Origin of the sequence: Pseudomonas sp. PKS (genome assembly GCF_051913525.1) — a bacterium.
Taxonomy (GTDB): Bacteria; Pseudomonadota; Gammaproteobacteria; order Pseudomonadales; family Pseudomonadaceae; genus Aquipseudomonas; species Aquipseudomonas guariconensis_D.
The window spans coordinates 150,809-172,537 of record NZ_JBEGDO010000006.1; the positions used below are offsets into that span (position 1 = coordinate 150,809).

The 21,729-nt window shown below is 63.3% G+C and carries 22 protein-coding genes; 12 read left to right on the plus strand and 10 right to left on the minus strand.

Features of this window, described 5'->3' with window-relative positions:
- Positions 1-660, minus strand: coding sequence for a GntR family transcriptional regulator (locus ABOA88_RS08825; RefSeq protein ID WP_196169053.1), 660 nt, complete (start codon positions 658-660; stop codon positions 1-3).
- A 267-nt stretch (positions 661-927) separates the two neighbouring features.
- On the opposite strand from ABOA88_RS08825, the gene xdhA reads away from it, so the two are divergent.
- The 4 genes from xdhA to guaD all read left to right on the plus strand — a co-directional run bounded on the left by xdhA (position 928) and on the right by guaD (position 7,052).
- Positions 928-2,382 carry a xanthine dehydrogenase small subunit gene (gene xdhA / locus ABOA88_RS08830; protein WP_367851276.1) on the plus strand — a complete coding sequence of 485 codons (1,455 nt, stop codon included), beginning with the start codon at positions 928-930 and terminating at the stop codon, positions 2,380-2,382.
- Positions 2,375-4,774: a xanthine dehydrogenase molybdopterin binding subunit gene (gene xdhB, locus ABOA88_RS08835; protein WP_196169051.1), complete on the plus strand. Its 2,400-nt coding sequence runs from the start codon at positions 2,375-2,377 to the stop codon at positions 4,772-4,774. Before xdhA ends, xdhB begins: the two co-directional genes overlap by 8 nt.
- A 117-nt stretch (positions 4,775-4,891) precedes the next feature.
- Complete coding sequence (gene xdhC / locus ABOA88_RS08840; protein WP_196169050.1) at positions 4,892-5,737, plus strand: xanthine dehydrogenase accessory protein XdhC; 846 nt, start codon at positions 4,892-4,894, stop codon at positions 5,735-5,737.
- 10 nt (positions 5,738-5,747) lie between these two features.
- Positions 5,748-7,052, plus strand: coding sequence for a guanine deaminase (guaD, locus tag ABOA88_RS08845; protein ID WP_182818281.1), 1,305 nt, complete (start codon positions 5,748-5,750; stop codon positions 7,050-7,052).
- On the opposite strand, the gene aqpZ is transcribed toward guaD, so the two are convergent.
- Both aqpZ and ABOA88_RS08855 read right to left on the minus strand, forming a co-directional pair.
- Positions 7,049-7,747 carry an aquaporin Z gene (aqpZ, locus tag ABOA88_RS08850; RefSeq protein WP_367851275.1) on the minus strand — a complete coding sequence of 233 codons (699 nt, stop codon included), beginning with the start codon at positions 7,745-7,747 and terminating at the stop codon, positions 7,049-7,051. The two genes, guaD and aqpZ, sit on opposite strands and share 4 nt — an antisense overlap.
- 238 nt (positions 7,748-7,985) lie before the next feature.
- On the minus strand, positions 7,986-8,741 hold the full coding sequence (locus ABOA88_RS08855) for a GntR family transcriptional regulator (protein ID WP_070092105.1): 756 nt from the start codon (positions 8,739-8,741) through the stop codon (positions 7,986-7,988).
- Between the two features lie 358 nt (positions 8,742-9,099).
- Here ABOA88_RS08855 and ABOA88_RS08860 point away from each other — a divergent pair, with 358 nt between their 5' ends.
- Positions 9,100-10,449, plus strand: a complete 1,350-nt coding sequence (locus tag ABOA88_RS08860; RefSeq protein WP_196169048.1) for an NCS2 family permease — start codon at positions 9,100-9,102, stop codon at positions 10,447-10,449.
- 96 nt (positions 10,450-10,545) lie between these two features.
- On the opposite strand, the gene ABOA88_RS08865 is transcribed toward ABOA88_RS08860, so the two are convergent.
- On the minus strand, positions 10,546-11,964 hold the full coding sequence (locus ABOA88_RS08865; RefSeq protein ID WP_196169047.1) for an amino acid permease: 1,419 nt from the start codon (positions 11,962-11,964) through the stop codon (positions 10,546-10,548).
- Here ABOA88_RS08865 and ABOA88_RS08870 point away from each other — a divergent pair.
- A complete protein-coding gene (locus ABOA88_RS08870) occupies positions 11,963-12,247 on the plus strand; it encodes a hypothetical protein (RefSeq protein ID WP_196169046.1) in 285 nt (94 codons plus the stop codon). The two genes, ABOA88_RS08865 and ABOA88_RS08870, sit on opposite strands and share 2 nt — an antisense overlap.
- 342 nt (positions 12,248-12,589) lie before the next feature.
- Here ABOA88_RS08870 and rluB read toward each other — a convergent pair whose 3' ends face one another.
- The 5 genes from rluB to ABOA88_RS08895 all read right to left on the minus strand — a co-directional run bounded on the left by rluB (position 12,590) and on the right by ABOA88_RS08895 (position 16,964).
- The gene (rluB, locus tag ABOA88_RS08875) at positions 12,590-13,657 is read right to left on the minus strand and encodes a 23S rRNA pseudouridine(2605) synthase RluB (protein ID WP_196169045.1); all 1,068 of its coding nucleotides are present in this window, start codon (positions 13,655-13,657) and stop codon (positions 12,590-12,592) included.
- A gap of 194 nt (positions 13,658-13,851) precedes the next feature.
- Positions 13,852-14,613, minus strand: coding sequence for an SMC-Scp complex subunit ScpB (scpB, locus tag ABOA88_RS08880; protein WP_196169044.1), 762 nt, complete (start codon positions 14,611-14,613; stop codon positions 13,852-13,854).
- Between the two features lie 23 nt (positions 14,614-14,636).
- A complete protein-coding gene (locus ABOA88_RS08885) occupies positions 14,637-15,335 on the minus strand; it encodes a segregation and condensation protein A (protein ID WP_367851323.1) in 699 nt (232 codons plus the stop codon).
- 125 nt (positions 15,336-15,460) lie between these two features.
- Positions 15,461-16,090, minus strand: coding sequence for an L-threonylcarbamoyladenylate synthase (locus ABOA88_RS08890; RefSeq protein ID WP_196169043.1), 630 nt, complete (start codon positions 16,088-16,090; stop codon positions 15,461-15,463).
- 13 nt (positions 16,091-16,103) lie between these two features.
- Positions 16,104-16,964, minus strand: a complete 861-nt coding sequence (locus tag ABOA88_RS08895; RefSeq protein ID WP_070092112.1) for a PHP domain-containing protein — start codon at positions 16,962-16,964, stop codon at positions 16,104-16,106.
- A 67-nt stretch (positions 16,965-17,031) separates the two neighbouring features.
- Here ABOA88_RS08895 and ABOA88_RS08900 point away from each other — a divergent pair, with 67 nt between their 5' ends.
- From ABOA88_RS08900 to ABOA88_RS08925, 6 genes are all read left to right on the plus strand, one after another.
- A complete protein-coding gene (locus ABOA88_RS08900) occupies positions 17,032-17,628 on the plus strand; it encodes a septation protein A (RefSeq protein ID WP_196169042.1) in 597 nt (198 codons plus the stop codon).
- Between the two features lies 1 nt (position 17,629).
- A complete protein-coding gene (locus ABOA88_RS08905; protein ID WP_070092114.1) occupies positions 17,630-17,929 on the plus strand; it encodes a YciI family protein in 300 nt (99 codons plus the stop codon).
- Between the two features lie 96 nt (positions 17,930-18,025).
- Entirely contained in the window at positions 18,026-18,412 is a 387-nt protein-coding gene (locus ABOA88_RS08910; RefSeq protein WP_196169040.1) for a translation initiation factor 2, read from the plus strand.
- 7 nt (positions 18,413-18,419) lie between these two features.
- Positions 18,420-19,097, plus strand: a complete 678-nt coding sequence (locus tag ABOA88_RS08915; protein WP_196169039.1) for a response regulator transcription factor — start codon at positions 18,420-18,422, stop codon at positions 19,095-19,097.
- Between the two features lie 158 nt (positions 19,098-19,255).
- Positions 19,256-19,672 (plus strand): LTXXQ domain protein, encoded by a 417-nt coding sequence (locus ABOA88_RS08920; protein WP_043214328.1) that lies wholly within the window; start codon positions 19,256-19,258, stop codon positions 19,670-19,672.
- Between the two features lie 60 nt (positions 19,673-19,732).
- Positions 19,733-21,070: a sensor histidine kinase gene (locus ABOA88_RS08925; protein WP_367851274.1), complete on the plus strand. Its 1,338-nt coding sequence runs from the start codon at positions 19,733-19,735 to the stop codon at positions 21,068-21,070.
- Between the two features lie 33 nt (positions 21,071-21,103).
- Here the strand turns inward: ABOA88_RS08925 and ABOA88_RS08930 are convergent, their stop codons facing one another.
- Positions 21,104-21,661, minus strand: a complete 558-nt coding sequence (locus tag ABOA88_RS08930) for a nitroreductase family protein (protein ID WP_196169037.1) — start codon at positions 21,659-21,661, stop codon at positions 21,104-21,106.
- Positions 21,662-21,729: the final 68 nt, after the last annotated feature.

A 21,729-nucleotide genomic window follows, 5' to 3' on the forward strand; every position in this document is an offset into this window, starting at 1 on the left:
TCAGACCTGCGCCAGGGCCGCCAGCACCAGCTCGCAACTGCGCTGGGTGTAGGCGACCAAGACCTCGCGGATGCGTACCTGGTCGCGGGCGACCACGGCTTCGAGCAGGCGAGCGAACAGTTCAAGGTAGTCGGCCATGTTGGCCTGGCGCTGGTCCAGGGCCAGGTAATAGGCGCGGCTCATGGCCGGCTGCAGGTTTTCGACGGTTTCCTGCAGATAGGGATTGTCGGCGAACGGATAGGCAGCGCGCATCACCGCGAAGCTCTCGGCGACGAACGTCTCGATGTCCTGGTTGGCGTGAGCCCGCTGCAGGCGCTGCTGGATCTCAAGGAACGGTTCCAGATCGCGCTCGTTGCGCCAACTGCTGGCTACCGCGTTGCCCAGCAAGATGTAGAACTCGCCCATCAAGGCGCACAGGCTGCGCACGCCACGTTCGTCCAGTTCGGTGACGTGGGCGCCGCGGCGCGCCAGGATCGCCACCAAATGTCGGCGTTCGAGGATCAACAGCGCCTCGCGCACAGAGCCGCGGCTGACGTTGAGTGCCTGGGTGACCTTCAGTTCCTGGATCCGTTCGCCCGGCTTGAGTTCGCCGCGAATGATCCGTTCGGCCAGGTAGTGGGCAATCTGCTCGGAGAGGCTGTCCGGCGCCTTGAACGTCATGGTTTTCCTTCAAAATCTTGAACGGGGCACAAGGAGGCGATTGTAGCCTACTTGCCTGACCGTCGCGCAGGGGATCGTTGCGCTTTATTCGACCTGCGGACGTGCTGCGAAGCCGGCGCGTTCTATGCTTTGAATATGACGATCTTGCCCCGTCGGGACGTGGCGCACGCAAATTCTTGACCTTTGAGTCAGAAATTTATTGACCAAATGGTCAAGCGTGCTTAGAGTCCGACCGAACAACAATAAAACCATTGCGAGGCCTTCCCCGTGATCCAGTTTCTCGTCAACCAGGAGCTGCGTAGTGAGCACGCCCTGGACCCGAACATGACGGTGCTGCAATACCTGCGTGAGCACCTGGGCAAACCCGGCACCAAGGAAGGCTGCGCCAGTGGCGACTGCGGCGCCTGTACCGTGGTGGTCGGCGAGCTGACCCAGGACGACCAGGGCCGCGACACCCTGCGCTACCGCAGTCTCAACTCATGCCTGACGTTCGTCTCGTCGTTGCACGGCAAGCAACTGATCAGCGTCGAAGGCCTCAAGCACCAGGGTGAACTGCACAGCGTGCAGCAAGCCATGGCGGATTGCCACGGTTCCCAGTGCGGTTTCTGCACCCCAGGCTTCGTCATGTCCCTGTTCGCCCTGCAAAAGAACAGCGACGGCCATGATCTGCACCAAGCCCAGGAGGCCCTGGCAGGCAACCTGTGCCGCTGCACCGGGTACCGCCCGATCCTTGCCGCCGCCGAGCAGAGCTGCGCCCGCCCCTGCCGCGACCAGTTCGACGAGCAACAAACCCAGACCATCGCCCGCCTCAAGGCGATCGCCCCGACCGAAACCGGTGAGCTCAACAGCGGCGACAAGCGCTGCCTGGTGCCGCTGACCGTGGCCGACCTTGCCGACCTGTACAGCTCGCACCCCGAGGCGCGTCTGCTGGCCGGCGGCACCGACCTGGCCTTGGAAGTCACCCAGTTCCACAAGTCGCTACCGGTGATGATCTATGTCGGTCACGTGGCCGAACTCAAGCGCATCGAAAAAACCGCGACGCACCTGGAAATCGGCGCAGCCACCCCGCTGACCGACTGTTACGGCGCACTCAACGAGGAGTACCCCGATTTCGGCGCCCTGCTGCACCGCTTCGCCTCCCTGCAGATCCGCAACCAGGGCACGCTGGGCGGTAACATCGGCAACGCGTCGCCGATCGGTGATTCGCCCCCCCTGCTGATCGCCCTCGACGCCCAGGTGGTCCTGCGCCAGGGCGAGACCCAGCGCACCCTGGCGCTGGAAGACTACTTCATCGACTACCGCATCACTGCGCGCCAGGACAGCGAGTTCATCGAGAAGATCATCGTCCCGCGTGCCAGCGCAGACTGGACGTTCCGCGCCTACAAGGTTTCCAAGCGCCTGGACGACGACATCTCGGCGGTGTGCGCGGCGTTCAACCTGCGTATCGAGGACGGTGTGGTGCGCGAGGCGCGGATCGCCTTCGGCGGCATGGCGGCCATACCCAAGCGAGCCCGCGCCTGCGAGGCCGCCCTGGTGGGCAAGGCCTGGAACCAGGCCAGCATCGAGCAGGCCTGCCTGGCCCTGGACGAAGACTTCACCCCGCTCTCGGACTTCCGCGCCAGCAAGCAATACCGCCTGCTGACGGCACAGAACCTGCTGCGCAAGTACTTCATCGAACTGCAATCGCCGTACATCGAAACCCGGGTGACCGCTTATGTCTAACCATCACGTAGCCAAGAGCCAGGCCGAGATGGCCGAACTGTTCAGCCAGGACCTGACCACCGGGGTCGGCCGCAGCATCAAGCACGACAGCGCCGACAAGCACGTCAGCGGCGAGGCGGTGTACATCGATGACCGCCTGGAATTCCCCAATCAGTTGCATGTCTATGCGCGCACAGCCGACCGCGCCCATGCGCGCATCCTGCGCATCGACACCACGCCGTGCTACGCCTTCGAAGGCGTGCGCATCGCAATCACCCATGAAGACATCCCGGGGCTGAAGGACATCGGCCCGGTGGTCGCCGGCGACCCGCTGCTGGCCATCGACAAGGTCGAGTTCTTCGGTCAGCCGGTGCTTGCTGTCGCCGCCCGCGACCTGGATACCGCGCGCCGCGCCGCCATGGCGGCGATCGTCGAGTACGAAGACCTGGAGCCGGTGCTGGACGTGGTCGAGGCCCTGCGCAAGAAGCATTTCGTGCTGGACAGCCACACCCACCAGCGCGGCGACTCGGACAGCGCCCTGGCCACCGCCCCCCACCGCCTGCAAGGCACCCTGCACATCGGCGGCCAGGAGCACTTCTACCTGGAAACCCAGATCTCCTCGGTGATGCCCACCGAGGACGGCGGCATGATCGTCTTCTGCTCCACCCAGAACCCCACCGAAGTGCAGAAACTGGTGGCCGAGGTGCTGGACGTGCCGATGAACAAGATCGTCGTCGACATGCGCCGCATGGGCGGCGGCTTTGGCGGCAAGGAGACCCAGGCCGCCAGCCCGGCCTGCCTGTGCGCGGTGATCGCGCGCCTGACCGGTCAGCCGACCAAGATGCGCCTGCCACGCGTCGAAGACATGATGATGACTGGCAAGCGTCACCCGTTCTACGTCGAGTACGACGTAGGCTTCGACGATACCGGCCGCCTGCACGGCATCAACCTGGACCTGGCCGGCAACTGCGGTTACTCACCTGACCTGTCCGGCTCGATCGTCGACCGCGCCATGTTCCACTCCGACAACGCCTACTACCTGGGCGATGCCACCGTGCATGGTCACCGCTGCAAGACCAACACCGCATCCAACACCGCCTATCGCGGCTTCGGCGGCCCACAGGGGATGGTCGCCATCGAGCAGGTGATGGACCATATCGCCCGCCACCTGGCGCTCGACCCGCTGGCCGTGCGCAAGGCCAACTACTACGGCAAGACCGAACGCAACGTCACCCACTACTACCAGACCGTCGAGCACAACATGCTCGAGGAGATGACCGCCGAACTCGAGGCCAGCGCCGACTACGCCGAGCGCCGCGAGTCGATCCGTCGCTTCAACGAACACAGCCCGGTGCTCAAGAAGGGCCTGGCGCTGACCCCGGTGAAGTTCGGTATCTCGTTCACCGCAACCTTCCTCAACCAGGCCGGCGCACTGATCCATATCTACACCGACGGCAGCATCCACCTGAACCACGGCGGCACCGAGATGGGCCAAGGCCTGAACACCAAGGTCGCCCAGGTGGTGGCCCAGGTGTTCCAGGTCGATTTCGAGCGCATCCAGATCACCGCCACCAACACCGACAAGGTGCCCAACACCTCGCCGACCGCCGCCTCCAGTGGCGCCGACCTCAACGGCAAGGCTGCGCAGAACGCCGCTGAAATCCTCAAGAAGCGCCTGACCGAGTTCGCCGCGCGGCACTACAAGGTCACCGAAGAGGATGTGGAGTTCCGCAACGGCCACGTGCGGGTGCGCGACCAGATCGTCAGTTTCGAGCAGTTGGTGCAGCAGGCCTACTTCGCCCAGGTGTCGCTGTCGAGCACCGGTTTCTATCGCACGCCGAAGATCTACTACGACCGCGACCAGGCCCGCGGCCGCCCGTTCTACTACTTCGCGTTCGGCGCTGCCTGCGTCGAGGTGGTCGTCGATACCCTGACCGGCGAATACAAGATGTTGCGGGCCGACATCCTGCATGACGTCGGTGCTTCGCTGAACCCGGCCATCGACATCGGCCAGGTCGAAGGTGGCTTCATCCAGGGCATGGGCTGGCTGACCACCGAAGAACTGGTGTGGAACGCCAAGGGCAAGTTGATGACCAACGGCCCGGCGAGCTACAAGATCCCGGCCGTGGCCGACATGCCGCTGGACCTGCGCGTGAAGCTGGTGGAAAACCGCAAGAACCCGGAGGACACGGTGTTCCACTCCAAGGCCGTAGGCGAGCCGCCGTTCATGCTCGGCATCGCAGCCTGGTGCGCCATCAAGGATGCCGTGGCGAGCATCGCCGACTACCGCGTGCAGCCGCAGGTCGATGCACCGGCGACGCCTGAGCGGGTGCTGTGGGGCTGCGAGCAGATGCGCAAGGCGGTAGCCGCCGAGCAGCCTGCCGAACAGGAACTGGAAACCGTGACTCACTGACAACGCGAAACCCTGTGGGCGCGGATTCACCCGCAAATACGGCGACGAATCCAACTTCGTCTTCGCGGATAAACCCACTCCTGCAGGGTCCGTGGCGCAACTTAGAGAGGTTGCATCATGCACCAATGGATCAACGCCCTCGCCGACCACCAGGCCCGCGGTGAAGCTTGCGTTCTGGTGACCATCATCGAGGAGCGCGGCTCGACGCCACGCAACGCCGGCTCGAAGATGGTGGTCAGTGCTGCGGGTCTGTTCGACACCATCGGCGGCGGACATCTGGAATACAAGGCGCTGCACATCGCCCGGCAGATGCTCGAGGAGCAGCGCACCACCCCGCACCTGGAGCGCTTCAGCCTGGGCGCGAGCCTCGGCCAGTGCTGCGGCGGCGTCACCGTGCTGCTGTTCGAACCGATGGCCGCAGTGCAGGCACAGATCGCGGTGTTTGGCGCGGGCCATGTCGGCCGTGCTCTGGTACCCTTGCTCGCCGCGTTGCCCTGCCGGGTACGCTGGATCGATTCGCGCGAACATGAGTTTCCCGAGGCCATCCCCAATGGCGTGACCAAGGTCGTCAGCGAGGAACCGGTCGACGAAGTCGCCGAGCTGCCAGCGGGCAGCTATTGCATCGTCATGACCCACAATCACCAGCTCGACCTGGAACTGACCGCCGCCATCCTCAAGCGCAACGATTTCACCTGGTTCGGCCTGATCGGCTCGAAGACCAAACGGGTCAAGTTCGAGCACCGCCTGCGCGAACGCGGCTACGACGACGCCGTCGTGGCGCGGATGCGCTGCCCCATGGGCCTGGCCGAGGTCAAGGGCAAGCTGCCGATCGAGATCGCCGTGTCCATCGCCGCGGAAATCATCGCCACCTACAACGCCTGCTTCGGCCAGCACGACGCTGCCGCCAACTCAGGCCCAATCGCCCAACTGCTGCCGCCCTCCCGGCGCAGCCAAGCCAATTGACGAGACCGTTATGAGCGCAACCCGCAAAGCCTACCGAGCCGCCATTCTGCACAGCATCGCCGACCCGGCCGAGGTGGGCCTCGACGCTTCCCATGAATACTACGAAGACGGCCTGCTGGTGGTCGAAGAGGGCCGCATCAGTGCACTGGGTCATGCCAGCGACCTGCTGCCGAGCCTCGGCACCGACGTCGAAGTGATCCACCACCAGCACGCTCTGATCACCCCGGGCTTCATCGATACCCATATCCATTTCCCACAGACCGGCATGATCGGCTCCTACGGCGAGCAGTTGCTGGACTGGCTGAATACTTACACCTTCCCTTGCGAAAAGCAGTTCGCCGACAAGGCCCATGCCGACCAAGTGGCCAAGATCTTCCTCAAGGAATTGCTGCGCAACGGCACCACCAGCGCGCTGGTGTTCGGTAGCGTCCACCCCGAGTCGGTCGATGCCTTGTTCGAAGAAGCCCAGCGTCTGGACCTGCGTCTGATCGCCGGCAAAGTGATGATGGATCGCAACGCCCCGGACTACCTGACCGACACCGCCGAGTCCAGCTATGCCCAAAGCAAGGCGCTGATCGAGCGTTGGCACGGCAAGGGCCGACTGCACTATGCGGTGACCCCGCGTTTCGCACCCACCAGCACCCCCGAACAACTGGCTCTGGCCGGCCAGTTGCTCAAGGAGTACCCGGGTCTGTACATGCACACCCACCTGTCGGAGAACGTCAAGGAAATCGACTGGGTCAAGGCACTGTTCCCTGAGCGCAAGGGCTACCTGGACGTCTACGACCACTACGAACTGCTGGGCGAGCGCTCGGTGTTCGCCCACGGCGTGCACCTGTGCGACGCAGAGTGCCAGCGCCTGGCCGACACCGGTTCGGCTGTGGCCTTCTGCCCCACCTCCAACCTGTTCCTGGGCAGCGGACTGTTCAACCTGCCTCAGGCCGAGCGCTTCAAGGTCAACGTGGGCCTGGGCACCGACGTGGGCGCAGGCACCAGCTTCTCGCTGCTCAACACCTTGAACGAGGCCTACAAGGTCATGCAGCTGCAGGGCGCGCGCCTGCACCCGTACAAGTCCCTATACCTGGCGACGCTCGGCGGTGCCCGCGCCCTGCGCCTGGACGACCGCATCGGCAGCCTGCGCCCAGGCAACGATGCCGACTTCGTGGTGCTCGACTACAAGGCCACCCCACTTCTGGACTACCGCATCCAGCAGTCCAACAGCATCGAAGAAACCCTATTCGTCCTCACCACCCTGGGCGACGACCGCACCGTGCGTGAAACCTACGCCGCCGGTCGCTGCGTGCACCAGCGCTAAGGCTCCCGAGCCAGCCCTCGGTACAGCGCGCCGCCGATCGCCGCCCCGATCAGCGGCGCCACCCAGAACAACCACAACTGCTGCAACGCCCAGCCCCCGACGAACAGGGCTGGGCCGGTGCTGCGTGCGGGATTGACGGATGTGTTGGTCACCGGAATGGAAATCAGGTGAATCAGCGTCAACGCCAGGCCTATGGCGATGGGCGCCAACCCCGCTGGCGCGCGCGTGTCGGTGGCGCCCATGATGATCACCAGGAACATCGCCGTCATCACCACCTCGCTGACAAAGCCCGCCACCAGCGAGTATCCCCCCGGCGAATGATCGGCGTAGCCATTGGAGGCCAACCCCGATGACAATTCAAAGCCCGCCTTACCACTGGCAATGAAGTAGATCACCGCTGCCGCCAGGATCGCCCCGATCACTTGGGCAATCACGTAGGGCACGAACTCCTTGGCCGGAAACCGCCCGCCCACCACGAGCCCGAACGATACCGCAGGGTTGAGGTGGCAGCCGGAGATATGACCGATGGCAAACGCCATGGTCAGTACAGTCAGGCCGAATGCGAAGGCGACACCGAGGATACCGATGCCGGTCGGAAAGCTTGCGGCCAGCACCGCGCTGCCGCAACCGCCAAGGACCAACCAGAAAGTGCCGACCAGCTCGGCACCCATGCGCTTGCCCAGGGACATACTCATGAACCAATCCTCAAGTAGTGGAATGCACTGGATGCGCAAGCCCAACTGCTTGATGAAGGTTTGCAAAAAACAATCTAGCAGAGCCTTGGCCAAAGGCCAGCAGCCCTCGTACACCGCATCAGCACTGGCTTTCCGCCCCATTAGCGATCATTGCGGGGCTGAAATGAAAAACGCCACCGCTCCGAGTGGGGAACGATGGCGTTGGTAGCTACGGTCTGCCCGTAGACCGGGCAAACGATCAACCTTTGACTGGCACCTTCGGCTTTTTCAGCAAATGCGAGAACACAGCATGCAGGTCGTCGGAGGCGCCCTCCTCGTCCAGGTTCAGCTTGGTGTCGATGTGATCCATGTGATGCATCATCAGATTCACTGCCAGCTCCGCGTCACGGGCCTCGATGGCATCGATCAGTTGCATGTGCTCGTCGTAGGAGCAGTGCGAACGGTTGCCGCTTTCGTACTGTGCGATGATCAGCGAAGTTTGCGAAACCAGGCTGCGCTGGAAACTGATCAGGGGGGCATTGCCAGCGGCTTCGGCCAGTTTGAGGTGGAACTCGCCGGAAAGGCGGATACCCGCGCCCCGGTCGCCACGAGAGAAGCTGTCGCGCTCCTCGCGTACCATCTGGCGCAGTTCGTTCAGTTGCTCGATCGTGGCGTGCTGCACGGCAAGCTCGGTGATTGCGCGCTCGACCATGCGCCGGGAGAAGAACACCTGGCGCGCCTCTTCCACCGTAGGGCTCGCCACCACTGCACCGCGATTGGGCCGCAGTAGCACCACGCTTTCGTGGGCCAGACGCGACAAGGCACGACGGATGATGGTGCGGCTGACGCCGAAGATCTCGCCCAGCGCTTCCTCGCTCAACTTGGTGCCCGGTGCCAGACGCTGCTCGAGGATCGCCTCGAAAATATGCGCATAGACGATGTCGTCCTGGGTACCACTGCGGCCGGCCTTGCCATTGCGCGCAGGTTTCTTCAGAGGTTGCAGCTGTTCGTTCATGGGTTCTCGAGCACGAGGATCCGCCAGTCGGGACCTTGACTGTAATACCTGTCAGAGGGTGGCTGGCAAGTCCTGGATAGAAAATAAAGGGACCAAGGTATCGACCTATTGTACACAGGCCATTCGATTTCTGCAGGTGGCCTTTCCCATATAGCCACTACGCGACAGATCGCGCACACAAAAAATAAAACATTATTTGCATTATTTGTACACAACAGCATAATCCAGCGAGCAACTTTCTGACTCGAAAGTCAACAAATCGATCAGACGTCTGCCAATCCCCTCGCGGAACCGCCCAAGTGCACTGGCGCAGGACCAAGGTTCCGAAACAACAAGAAAGACTTGAGGAGTACTCGCTGTGGAAAGCCGCAAATCCGAAGCCCCTACGCTGGATCTCGCTCCACCGCTCGAAACGAGTTGGCTGGAACGGATTTTCAAACTCAAGCGACACGGCAGCACCGTCAGGACCGAGCTGATCGCCGGGGTGACCACCTTCATCACCATGGCCTACATCATTTTCGTCAACCCCAACATCATGGCCGATGCCGGTATCGACCATGGTGCGGCGTTCGTTGCCACCTGTATCGCCGCGGCCTTGGGCTGCCTGTTGATGGGCCTCTACGCCAACTGGCCGGTGGGCCTGGCCCCCGGCATGGGGCTCAACGCCTTCTTCACCTACACCGTGGTCGGCACCATGGGTTACACCTGGGAAGCGGCACTGGGTGCAGTGTTCGTATCCGGCGTGCTGTTCATGGCCCTGACCCTCTCCCGCGTGCGCGAATGGTTGCTCAACAGCATTCCGGTCAGCCTGCGCCACGCCATGGGTGCGGGGGTCGGCCTGTTCCTCGGACTGATCGGCCTGAAAACCGCCGGCATCGTCGTCGACAGTCCTGCCACGCTGATCAAGCTGGGCTCTCTCCATGAGCCTGGCCCGCTGCTGGCAGCAGTGTGTTTCCTGATGATCGCGGTACTGAGCTACCACCGTGTGTTCGGCGCGATCCTCATCAGCATCATCACCGTTACCTTGGCAGGCTGGGGCCTGGGCCTGGTCCAGTATGGCGGGGTGTTCTCGCTGCCTCCGAGCCTGGCACCGACCTGGATGGCCATGGATGTGGCGGGCGTATTCAACGTCAGCATGATCAGCGTGGTGCTGGCGTTCCTGTTCGTGCACATGTTCGACACCGCCGGCACCCTGATGGGTGTGGCCCAGCGCGCCAACCTGGTCGGTGAAGACGGCCGCATCGAGAACCTGTCCCGTGCACTGAAGGCCGACAGTGCCTCCAGCGTGTTCGGGGCTGCCGTCGGCGTGCCACCTGTGACCAGCTATGTGGAAAGCGCCGCAGGCGTCGCCGCCGGTGGTCGTACCGGCCTGACGGCCGTGGTGGTCGGGCTGCTGTTCGTCGCCGCCATGTTCTTCGCGCCGCTGGCCGGCATGATCCCCGCCTACGCCACCGCAGGGGCCCTGATCTATGTGGCCATGCTGATGATGGGCAGCATGGCACACATCCACTGGGACGAGGCGACCGACAGCATTCCTGCGATCGTCACCGTGATCATGATGCCGCTGACGTTCTCGGTTGCCGACGGCATCGCCCTGGGCTTCATCAGCTATGTGGCGCTCAAGGCCGGGACCGGCAAGTTCAAGGAAATCTCTGCAAGCCTGTGGGTGCTCTGCGTGATCTTCATCGCCAAGTTCGTGTTCCTCTGAGCCTGGCGCTGCCGAGGGCGCCTCGCGCCCTCCCTCGCACACACAAAAAACCCGATGGCAGTTTCCTGCCATCGGGTTTTTTAGTGGGTAACAGCTTTACTTGGCGACGGACCCGGCGGCGCCGGAGGCCTGCCCACTCCGCTTGCTCTTGAGCATGTAGAAGGCATACATCACCACCAGCCAGACCGGAATCGCATACACCGAGACCTGGATACCAGGGATCTGCAGCATGATTCCCAGGATCAGCACCACGAAGGCCAGGCACAGGTAGTTGCCATACGGGTACCAGAGGGCCTTGAACAGCGCCTTCTGCCCGGTGCGGTCCAGGTGCTGACGGAACTTCAGGTGCGAGTAGCTGATCATCGCCCAGTTGATCACCAGGGCAGCCACCACCAACGACATCAGCAGTTCCAGCGCATGCTGCGGCATGAAGTAGTTCAGCAGCACCGCGACCAGGGTCACGGCAGCGGAGGCCAGGATCGAACGGACCGGTACGCCGCGCTTGTCGATCTTGGCCAGGCCTGCCGGGGCATCGCCTTGCTCGGCCATGCCGTAGAGCATGCGAGCGTTGCAGTAGGTACCGCTGTTGTACACCGACAGCGCCGCGGTCAGGACCACAAAGTTCAGCAGGTGCGCCGCCACGTCGCTACCGAGCAGCGAGAACACCTGGACGAACGGGCTGCTGCCATAGCTGCCGCCGGAGGCATCGATGCTCGCGACCAGGCTGTTCCACGGGGTCAGCGACAGCAGGATCACCAGCGCGCCGATATAGAAGATCAGGATGCGATAGATGACCTGGTTGATCGCCTTCGGAATCACGGTCTTTGGCTTGTCGGCCTCGGCTGCGGTGAAGCCCAGCATTTCCAGGCCACCGAAGGAGAACATGATGATCGCCAGAGCCATCACCAGGCCACTCACGCCATTGGGGAAGAAACCGCCATGGGCCCACAGGTTGGTCACCGAGGCCTCAGGACCACCGCTGCCGCTGGTGAGCAGATAGGCACCCAGGCCGATCATGCCGACGATAGCGAGTACCTTGATGATGGCGAACCAGAACTCGGCCTCGCCGAACACTTTCACGTTCATCAGGTTGATCGCGTTGATCAGGATGAAGAAGCCCGCCGCAGTGACCCAGGTCGGGATCTCCGGCCACCAGTAGTGAATGTACTTACCGACCGCGGACAGCTCCGACATGCCGACCAGAATGTACAGCACCCAGCAGTTCCAACCGGACAGGAAGCCCGCGAAACCGCCCCAGTACTTGTGGGCAAAGTGGCTGAAGGAGCCGGCAACCGGCTCTTCGACGATCATTTCGCCCAGTTGGCGCATGATCATGAAGGCGATGAAGCCGCAGATGGCGTAGCCGAGAATCATCGACGGACCGGCGGACTTCATCACGCCGGCAGAGCCCAGGAACAATCCGGTACCAATTGCGCCACCCAGGGCAATCAGCTGGATATGGCGGTTCTTCAGGCCACGCTTGAGCTCGCCTGAAGGCATGTTTTGTCCACTCATGAACGAAGTCACCTGCTTGTTTTTATCTGTGACGGAATCGGACCCACCGCGCTCGTGGCGCAGCGGAATGGGCAAGGTGGTTACCTTGGGTTTCTTGGACGGGGGTGATGACACCGAGGGGCAGGCCCAGGGCGACTCAACCAGGCGTCAACAAGAGTGCGCGGTACGCATTGGGGTCACAGGTAAAACGCGGCGCATTGTATACCCCTGCAAACGCGCAGGCGTCAACGCGTTGCGTCATTTCCTGATGAAAAAACGCAGCGATCCTGGAGGGATGGCCTGAAAAGGCAAGATGATCGGCGTACATGGCGCCTCCATTTGTTGTTTTCGATGCCCGGCTCTACGGCCAGGCCCTGCACACGGCATGAGCGCTATATCAGCGTGCGACGAAGGGTTGGGCAAGGGGGGGAGAGGCGAGGAAGCGGCTCTGGAACGCGGCTCCTGGCAGAATTTGTTTACAGCCGTAGGCGTGACGACAAAAAACGGGGCATTTCGTAAAAAATTTGTTACAAGCCGGTCGACAGGGTTTCCAGATCGCACGAAAAAACGCGTTGGATCAAGACGTTAGATTTCTCGAGGCACAAAAAAGGGGCCGCGATGGGCCCCTTTTGATGACGCTGAGCAATCAGCCGCGTGGCTTGCCGCGGCCACGGCCTGCTGGCTTATCGGCCTCCGGCTTGGCCGGACGCTTGCGCATCTCGCTCGGGCGTTCGGCGACGGTGCTGCTGCGACCGCCCTTGCGTGGCGCCTCTTCACGTGCCGGACGTTCACGCGCCGGGCGCTCGGCCTGGCCATCCTGGGCGGGACGCAGGGTACGCACGCGTTCGCCCCGACCCAGCGGCCGGGTGGACTTGCGCTGCATGCGCTCGAGCTTGTCCTTGGCCTTGAGGTTCAACGCTGGCAACGCCACCGGCTGCAGGCCGACTTCCGCTGCCAGGATGTCGATCTCGCCCTGGGTCATTTCGCGCCAACGCCCCATCGGCAGGTCGGAATTGAGGAACACCGGACCGAAGCGCACGCGTTTGAGGCGGCTGACCACCACACCCTGGGATTCCCACAGGCGACGCACCTCACGGTTGCGACCTTCCATCACCACGCAGTGGTACCAATGGTTGAAGCCTTCGCCGCCTGGAGCCTTCTGGATGTCGGTGAACTTCGCCGGACCATCTTCGAGCATCACACCCGCCTTGAGACGATCGATCATGTCGTCGTCGACCTCACCGCGCACACGCACCGCATACTCACGGTCCATCTCGTAGGAGGGGTGCATCAGGCGGTTGGCCAGTTCACCGTCTGTGGTGAACAGCAGCAGGCCGGTGGTGTTGATGTCCAGACGGCCGATATTGATCCAGCGCCCTTCTTTCGGACGTGGCAGGCGGTCGAACACCGTCGGACGGCCTTCCGGATCGTCACGGGTGCAGATCTCGCCGTCGGGCTTGTTGTACATGATCACTCGGCGGGTGGCCTCGGCGGCCTCCACGCGCTTGATCAGCTTGCCGTCGACGGCAATGGCATCGTGCAGGTCGACGCGCTGGCCAAGAGTGGCCTCGACGCCATTGACCTTGATACGGCCCTGGCTGATCCAGGCCTCGACGTCACGACGCGAACCGACGCCAATACGCGCCAGTACCTTCTGCAGCTTTTCGCCGGACGGAGGGGTGGGTTGGGTTTCTTGCAGGTCTTGGTCACTCATCTGGGCACCTCCCGGTGTAGTAGTGAAAGCGTTTTTTGGCGAAGGATGCGCCAAAGGGGCGCGCATCATACGCGGTTCGGCGGACGAACGCACTGGAGACTAGCGGGTTTTCTCGACTGGGCTGTGAATTTCCGCCCGAAGGTGCGGCATCCTATTGACGAGTCACCCCGCTGTACCTGTGCGGCCCAAACGGTCTAGGGCTCACGCTCATCCTCGACATTGGCGGCCTCATCTCGCAGATCATCAAAATCGGTCTTGAGCCCATCCTCCATCGCATCGAGCTCCACCAGCAGCGTCCGGAAGCTGGTCTCCTCCCGCGGCGGCACCTCGCCCTCCTCGTCCTCACCCAGGCTCGCATCGGCCAGCGCCTGCAGATGCGCAGGCACGGGCGCGTCATCCGGATCCAGCAACGGCTCGGTATCCATTTCGCGCAGTTCGGCCAGGGCCGGCAGTTCGTCAAGGCTCTTGAGGTTGAAATGATCGAGCAATGCCTTGGTGGTGGCGAACATCGCCGGCCGGCCGGGCACCTCGCGATAACCGACGATACGGATCCATTCACGCTCCATCAGGGTCTTGATGATGTTGCTGTTGACCGCCACGCCGCGCACATCCTCGATTTCGCCACGGGTGATCGGTTGACGGTAGGCAATCAGCGCCAGGGTCTCCAGCAGAGCGCGGGAATAACGCTGCGGACGCTCTTCCCACAGCCGGCCGACCCAGGGCGCAAAATCCTCACGGATCTGCAGGCGGTAGCCGGTCGCCACTTCCTTGAGCTCGAAGGCGCGGCCATTGCAGGACTTGGCCAGGATCTCCAAAGCCTTCTTGAAGACAGCAGGCGCTGGGCGCTCGGCCTCTTCGAGCAACTCGTACAAGCGCTCGAGCGATTGCGGCTTGCCAGAAGCAAGGAGGAAGGCTTCGATCAGCGAGGCCAGGTCACGGGGTTCGTTAAGGTTCATCGGTAGGAAAGGCTTGCTCGTGGTCACTCGGCCCGGGCACGGACATGGATCGGGGCAAAGGGGTCATTCTGCACCAGTTCGATGAGCGATTCCTTCACCAGTTCGAGAATCGCCATGAAGGTGACCACCACCCCCAACTTGCCTTCCTCGACGGTAAAGAGCTCGATGAATGGCACGAAGCCGCCACCTTTGAGGCGTTCGAGCACTTCACTCATGCGCTCGCGGGTCGACAAGGTCTCGCGGGTGATCTGATGGCTTTCGAACAGATCGTTGCGCCGCATCACCTGGGCCATGGACAGCAGGATTTCTTCCAGGGAAACATCGGGCAACAGCTTGCGGACCTTGGCCTGAGGCGCCTCCAGGCGCGGCACGACAACCTCCCGACCTACCCGCGGCAGCTCATCAAGGCCTTCGGCGGCGGCCTTGAAGCGCTCGTATTCCTGCAGTCTGCGGATCAGCTCGGCACGCGGATCGCCCTCTTCCTCCTCAACCTCGCTGGAGCGCGGCAGCAGCATGCGCGACTTGATCTCGGCAAGCATGGCAGCCATCACCAAGTACTCGGCGGCCAACTCCAGGCGCACGCTCTTCATCAGCTCGACGTAGGACATGTACTGGCGGGTGATCTCCGCCACGGGGATGTCGAGGATGTCGATGTTCTGCTTGCGAATCAGGTACAGCAGCAAGTCCAGCGGGCCCTCGAAGGCTTCAAGGAACACTTCCAGGGCGTCAGGAGGGATGTACAGATCCAGCGGCAGCTCGGTGAGGGCCTCGCCATAGACCAGCGCCAGTTGCAGCTGTTGCGGCGCCTCGCTGTCAGCGACCGGTGCCTCGACCTCTTGCACCGGGCTCACGCGGGCGCCAGGAAGGGCGCGGGGTCGCCACAGCCAACGCGGATGACTTCCGGCTCATCACCTTCCAGGCTGATCACGGTGGAAGCCTTGAGGTCACCGAAGCCGCCATCGATGATCAAGTCCACCTGGTGCTCAAGGCGCGCACGGATCTCATAGGGGTCGGTCATCGGTTCTTCGTCACCGGGCAGGATGAGGCTCACGCTCATCAAGGGTTCGCCCAGTTCCTCGAGCAGTGCCCGGGCGATGGGGTTGGAAGGAACCCGCAGGCCGATGGTGCGACGCTTTTCATGCATCAACAACCTGGGCACTTCCCGCGTGGCGTTGAGGATGAAGGTGTAAGGCCCGGGAATGTGCGCCTTGAGCAGACGGAAGGTCGCCGTGTCGATCTTGGCGAACAACCCCATTTGCGAAAGGTCGCAACACAGCAGTGTGAAGTTGTGGTTCTTGTCCAGCTGGCGCAGCCGTCGGACCCGCTCTACGGCAGTCTTGTCGCCGATCTGGCAGCCCATCGCGTAGGCCGAGTCGGTCGGATAGACCACGACACCGCCCTTGCGGATGATCTCGACGGCCTGTTTGATCAGGCGCGCCTGCGGGTTTTCCGCATGAATCTGGAAAAATTGGCTCACGTAGTCGTCCTGTTCATACCGCCATAGGCTGTTCATGGCTGAATCGGCGCCACAAAGGTGGCAGATCCTCGGGCAATGGCCGGTAGGCACCGATCTCGCCCCAGGTGCCGGGGCCGTGGAAGTCACTGCCGGCACTTGCCAGCAGGCCGAACTCACGGGCGAGGATGGACATCGTGCCCACCTGTTCGGCCGGCATCATCCCGTTGACCACCTCCAACGCCTGCCCGCCTGCCTGAATATAGTCTGCAATCAGCCGTCTGCGCTTACTGCGGGTCAATTCGTAATGCATGGGATGGGCCAGGCTCACCCAAGCGTTGGACCGACGCAGCGTGGCGACGGTTTCCTCCAGGGTCGGCCAGTGCAGCTTGACGTCGCCCAGCTTGCCGGCGCCCAGCCACTTGCGAAACGCCTCGCCGCGGTCCTTGACGTGGCCAGCACGCACCAGGAACTCGGCAAAGTGCGGACGCGCCGGGGCGTTGCCGCTGTCACCCAGCTCCTGCTGCACCGCCCTGGCGCCTTCGAGCGTGCCGGGCATGCCCTTGGCCGCGAGCCGTCGGTCGATTTCCTCGGAGCGCAACCAGCGGCCACGGTGCAAGGCCTCGATAGCCTCGAGCAGCGGCGGTGCGTCGAGCGGGAAGTCATAGCCCAGCACATGGATCGTGGCGCCACCCCAGGTGCAGGATAGCTCCACCCCACTGACCCAGCGCATGCCGTTGGCGTGGCAGGCCTGACGCGCCTCGGCCAGGCCTTCGATGGTGTCGTGGTCGGTCAGTGCCAACGTCTGCACCCCATGCTCGTGGGCCCGGGCGACCAGGGCCGAAGGCGACAAGGCGCCGTCGGAGGCCGTGCTGTGACAGTGCAGATCAACATTCATGGAGGAGCGCTTTCGCTGGAATCGATGTTTGTTATTATGCCGTCACATCCCGCTTCTGGCTGCCACTGTGAAACAATTCATCGATTTCATCCCGCTGTTGCTGTTCTTCATCGTCTACAAACTCGACCCGCGCGCGGTCGAAATCGCTGGTCACAGCGTCGAGTTCGGCGGCATCTACAGCGCCACGGCGGTGCTGATCCTTAGCTCCCTGGTGGTCTACGGCGCGCTGTTCCTGCGCCACGGCAAGCTCGAGAAGGGCCAGTTGCTGACCCTGGTCGCCTGCCTGGTGTTCGGTGGCCTTACCCTGGCCTTCCACAGCGAAACCTTCCTCAAGTGGAAGGCACCGGTGGTGAACTGGCTGTTCGCCCTGGCCTTCGCCGGCAGCCACTTCGTCGGTGACCGAGTCCTGATCAAACGCATCATGGGCCACGCCCTGAGCCTGCCCGATGCTATCTGGACACGCCTGAACCTGGCGTGGATCGGCTTCTTCCTGGTGTGCGGTGCGGCCAACCTGTTCGTCGCATTCACCTTCCAGGACTTCTGGGTCGACTTCAAGGTATTCGGCAGCCTGGGCATGACCGTGATCTTCCTGGTGGCCCAGGGCGTGTACCTGTCGCGCCATCTGCATGACAGCGACCCCTCCACTTCCAAACCTAAGGATTGACATGCTCTACGCCATCATCGCAAGCGACGTCGAAGGTTCCCTGGAAAAACGCCTGGCTGCCCGCCCGGCGCACATCGAGCGCCTGCAGCAGCTCAAGGCCGAAGGCCGTGTGGTCCTGGCCGGCCCGCACCCGGCGATCGACAGCAACGACCCTGGCGCCGCAGGCTTCACCGGCAGCCTCATCGTCGCCGAATTCGACTCCCTGGCCGCCGCCCAAGCCTGGGCCGATGCCGACCCGTACATCGCTGCCGGCGTGTACGACAAAGTCGTGGTCAAGCCCTTCAAGCAAGTCCTGCCTTGATCGGACCGGGCCTCATGACAGGTTCATGAGGCCCGCGCTCATCTATTGCGACCTTCGGCCGACAACCTTCTGAACCGATAGGAATCAGGAGTTCCAATGCGCCGAGGTCCGATGTCCCTGCTGCTTTGCCTGCTGTCGCTGTCCCCTTTCGCCATTGCCGAAGAACCACTGTCGTTGACTGCCGCCGCGCAGATCACCGCGCTGCAGCAACGCCTGCAGGACAGTGAACAGCAACGCGCCGCGCTCAACCAGCAACTGCAAGACACCCAAAACGAGCAAGACAATGCTCAGCTCGCACGCCTGCGCCAGGAAAACCAGCGCCTGAAGCTTTCGCTCAAGGAACTGCAGGCCAGCACCCCGGTACCGCTGCTCAGCGACCAGCAGCTGTGGTTCGTGATCGGCTCGGCCGTTGCACTGTTTTCGGCTGTCTGCGGTATCTTAGCCAGCGGCGGACACAGAAGACGCCGTCAATGGTTGAATTGAGTGAGTCATGAGCGAGCTGTTACTGATTGATGATGACCAGGAACTCTGCGAGCTGCTCGGCAGCTGGCTGAGCCAGGAAGGGTTCGACGTACGTGCCTGCCACGATGGCCAGAGCGCACGCCAGGCCCTAGCTGCCCATGCGCCGGCGGCCGTGGTGCTGGACGTGATGCTGCCTGATGGCAGTGGCCTGGAGCTGCTCAAGCAACTACGCACCGAGCATGCGGAGTTGCCAGTGCTGATGCTGTCGGCCCGCGGCGAACCCCTGGACCGTATCCTGGGCCTGGAGCTGGGCGCCGACGACTACCTGGCCAAACCCTGCGACCCACGCGAGCTCACCGCCCGCCTGCGCGCGGTGTTGCGCCGCAGCCACCCGGCAGCCACCAGCACCCAGCTCGAAGTCGGCGACCTGACCTTCAGCCCTGCGCGGGGCGTGGTCAGTGTCGATGCTCGCGAAATGACCCTCACCCTTTCGGAAAGCCGCATTCTCGAGGCATTGCTGCGTCAGCCCGGCGCCCCACTGGACAAACAGGAGCTGGCACAGATCGCCCTGGGCCGCAAGCTGACCCTCTATGACCGCAGCTTGGACATGCATGTCAGCAACTTGCGCAAGAAAGTCGGCCCGCACCCTGATGGCCGTCCTCGCATCGTTGCCCTGCGTAGCCGCGGTTACTACTACAGCCTCTAGCTGCGAGCTGCAAGAAGGCCGCCTACCACCACGGATCTGTCTTGTAGCTTGCAGCTCGAGCCTTTACCAAGTCTTTACGCTCACCTGACCGCCCTTGACCTTGCTTTCCCTAGACTGGGCTCATCCGGTAACCACCGGCCCATGAAAGGAGAAACACCATGCGCAAGACCCTTATCGCCCTGATGTTCGCCGCCACCCTGCCGACCGTGGCCATGGCCATGCCCGAAGGCGGTCCGCACCACGGTGGCTGGCATCATCGCGGGGACGCGCCTTTCGCCCAACTGGACCTGAGCCGCGACCAGCGCCAGCAGATCGGCAAGCTGATGGGCGAGCAAATGAAACACCGCCGCGACATCACCGAACGTTACATCGCCAAACTGCCGGCTGCCGACCAGAAGGCCATGAAAGACGAGATCAAGGCCAGCCACGACAAGACCCAGGCCGATATCCGCGCCCTGCTCAAGCCCGACCAGCAGAAGAAGTTCGACGAGCTGCAAAAGGAACGCGCCGCCCGCAAGGCCGAGTGGCAGGAGTTCCAGGCCTGGAAAGCTGAAAAAGGCACCAAGGCCCAGTAAGCTGTCAGCCCTGCGCCCGACCCGCCTCCCGGCGGGCCGGGCTTTTCTTGCTTTCAGGAGGTGCTCTTGCGGTCATTGTTCTGGCGCATCCTGGCCAGCTTCTGGCTGGCCATCGCCCTGGTCGCCGGCCTGTCGATCCTGCTCGGCCACATGCTCAACCAGGACGCCTGGATCCTCAGTCGCCATCCGGGCCTCAATACCCTGGCCAGCCGCTGGACCCAGCATTATGAGCAGGAAGGCCTGGAGTCCGCCCAGCGCTTTCTGGAACGGCGTAAGCACCGCTTTGGCATCGACGTGCAAGTGCTCAACGACAGTGGCGAGGCCGTGGTCCCGGGCACTTTCCCACGTCGCGCCGCCGCCTTCGAGGCGCGCCAGCACAACGACCAGCGCCGCCTGCCTTGGCGTCGCCTGACCCAGGAATACACCAGCCCTGACAGTGGCGAGACCTACCTGCTGATCTACCGCATTCCACATCCGGCGCTCAATGCCTGGCACCGCGAGAGCCTGCTGTGGCCGCTCAGCGCCTTGGGGATCGCGCTGGTGGTGCTGACGTTGTTCAGCCTGTTCGTCACGCTGTCGATTACCCGCCCACTCAACCGGCTGCGCGGGGCGGTGCACGACCTGGGACAAACCAGTTACCAGCAGAACAGCTTGGCGCGACTGGCGGCCCGGCGTGACGAGTTCGGTGTACTGGCCAATGACTTCAACAAGATGGGAGCACGCCTGCAAAGTCTGATCGGCAGCCAGCGCCAGCTGCTGCGCGATGTCTCCCATGAGCTGCGCTCACCCTTGGCGCGGCTGCGCATCGCTCTGGCCTTGGCCGAACGTGCCGAGCCTGAGCAGCGCCAGGCCCTATGGCCGCGCCTGACCCGCGAGTGCGATCGCCTGGAAGACCTGATCAGCGAAATCCTCGCCCTGGCCCGGGTCGACGCCGAGCAGTCCCATGCCGAGCCAGTGGACCTCAACGCCCTGCTGGGCAGCGTGCGCAAGGACGCCCAGCTCAGCGTCCCGGAGCAGGAGATACGCCTGGAGGCAGCACCGGGACTCACGCTGCAAGGCTGGCCGACACTGATCGAGCGTGCCGTGGACAACCTGGTGCGCAATGCCTTGCGCTTCAATCCGCCAGGTCAGCCGATCGAGATCCATGCCGCTCGTGAGCCTGGGCGCATCGTACTGAGCGTACGTGACCATGGCCCCGGGGTGGCCGATGAGCACCTGGCACAGTTGGGCGAGCCGTTCTTCCGCGCTCCTGGGCAGGAAGCACCAGGGCATGGCCTGGGACTGGCCATCGCCCGGCGGGCGGCGGAACGCCACGGTGGGAACCTGATGCTGGGCAATCACCCGCAAGGTGGGTTTGTCGCGACGCTGGAGCTGCCCTGCGAGATGATTGCCAGCTGACAGGGCCCAGGGCCGCGCAGCGGCCCTGGTGCATCACTCGCCCCAGGCGCTGACGAAGTCGGCGGTGGCCAGCACCGGGGCGGTACGTGGCTCGGTCATGGGCGTGCCGACATACAGGTAGCCGATCAGCTCCTCGTTGTCGGCAAGCCCCAGGCCTTGATGCACATGGGCATCGAACGCCATGTCGCCGGTACGCCACACCGCGCCGATCCCCTGGGCATGAGCGGCGATGAGGATGCCATGGGCGGCGCAACCGGCTGCCAGACGCTGCTCGGACTTGGGCACCTTGAAGTGGTCCTGCAGGCGAGCCACCACCACGATCAGCAAAGGCGCACGCAGCGGCATGGCCCGCGCCTTGTCCAGCGCGGCCTGGCTGGCATCGCCCTTCTTCTGTACCGCTTCGGCGAACAGCTCACCGAGCTTTTCGCGAGCCGCACCCTCGATGGTCAGGAAGCGCCATGGGCGCAGCTGGCCATGGTCCGGGGCGCGCAAGGCCGACTGGAACAGCGCTTCGCGCTGGGCGGCATTGGGCGCCGGGTCGGTCAGGCGTGGCACGGAAACACGGTTGAGCAATGCGTCGAGAGCCTCCATGGGCTACCCTCCTGGCAGATTGAAAAAGTGCGGCCATTCTCAAGCTGCACGCCACAAGCTGCAAGCCG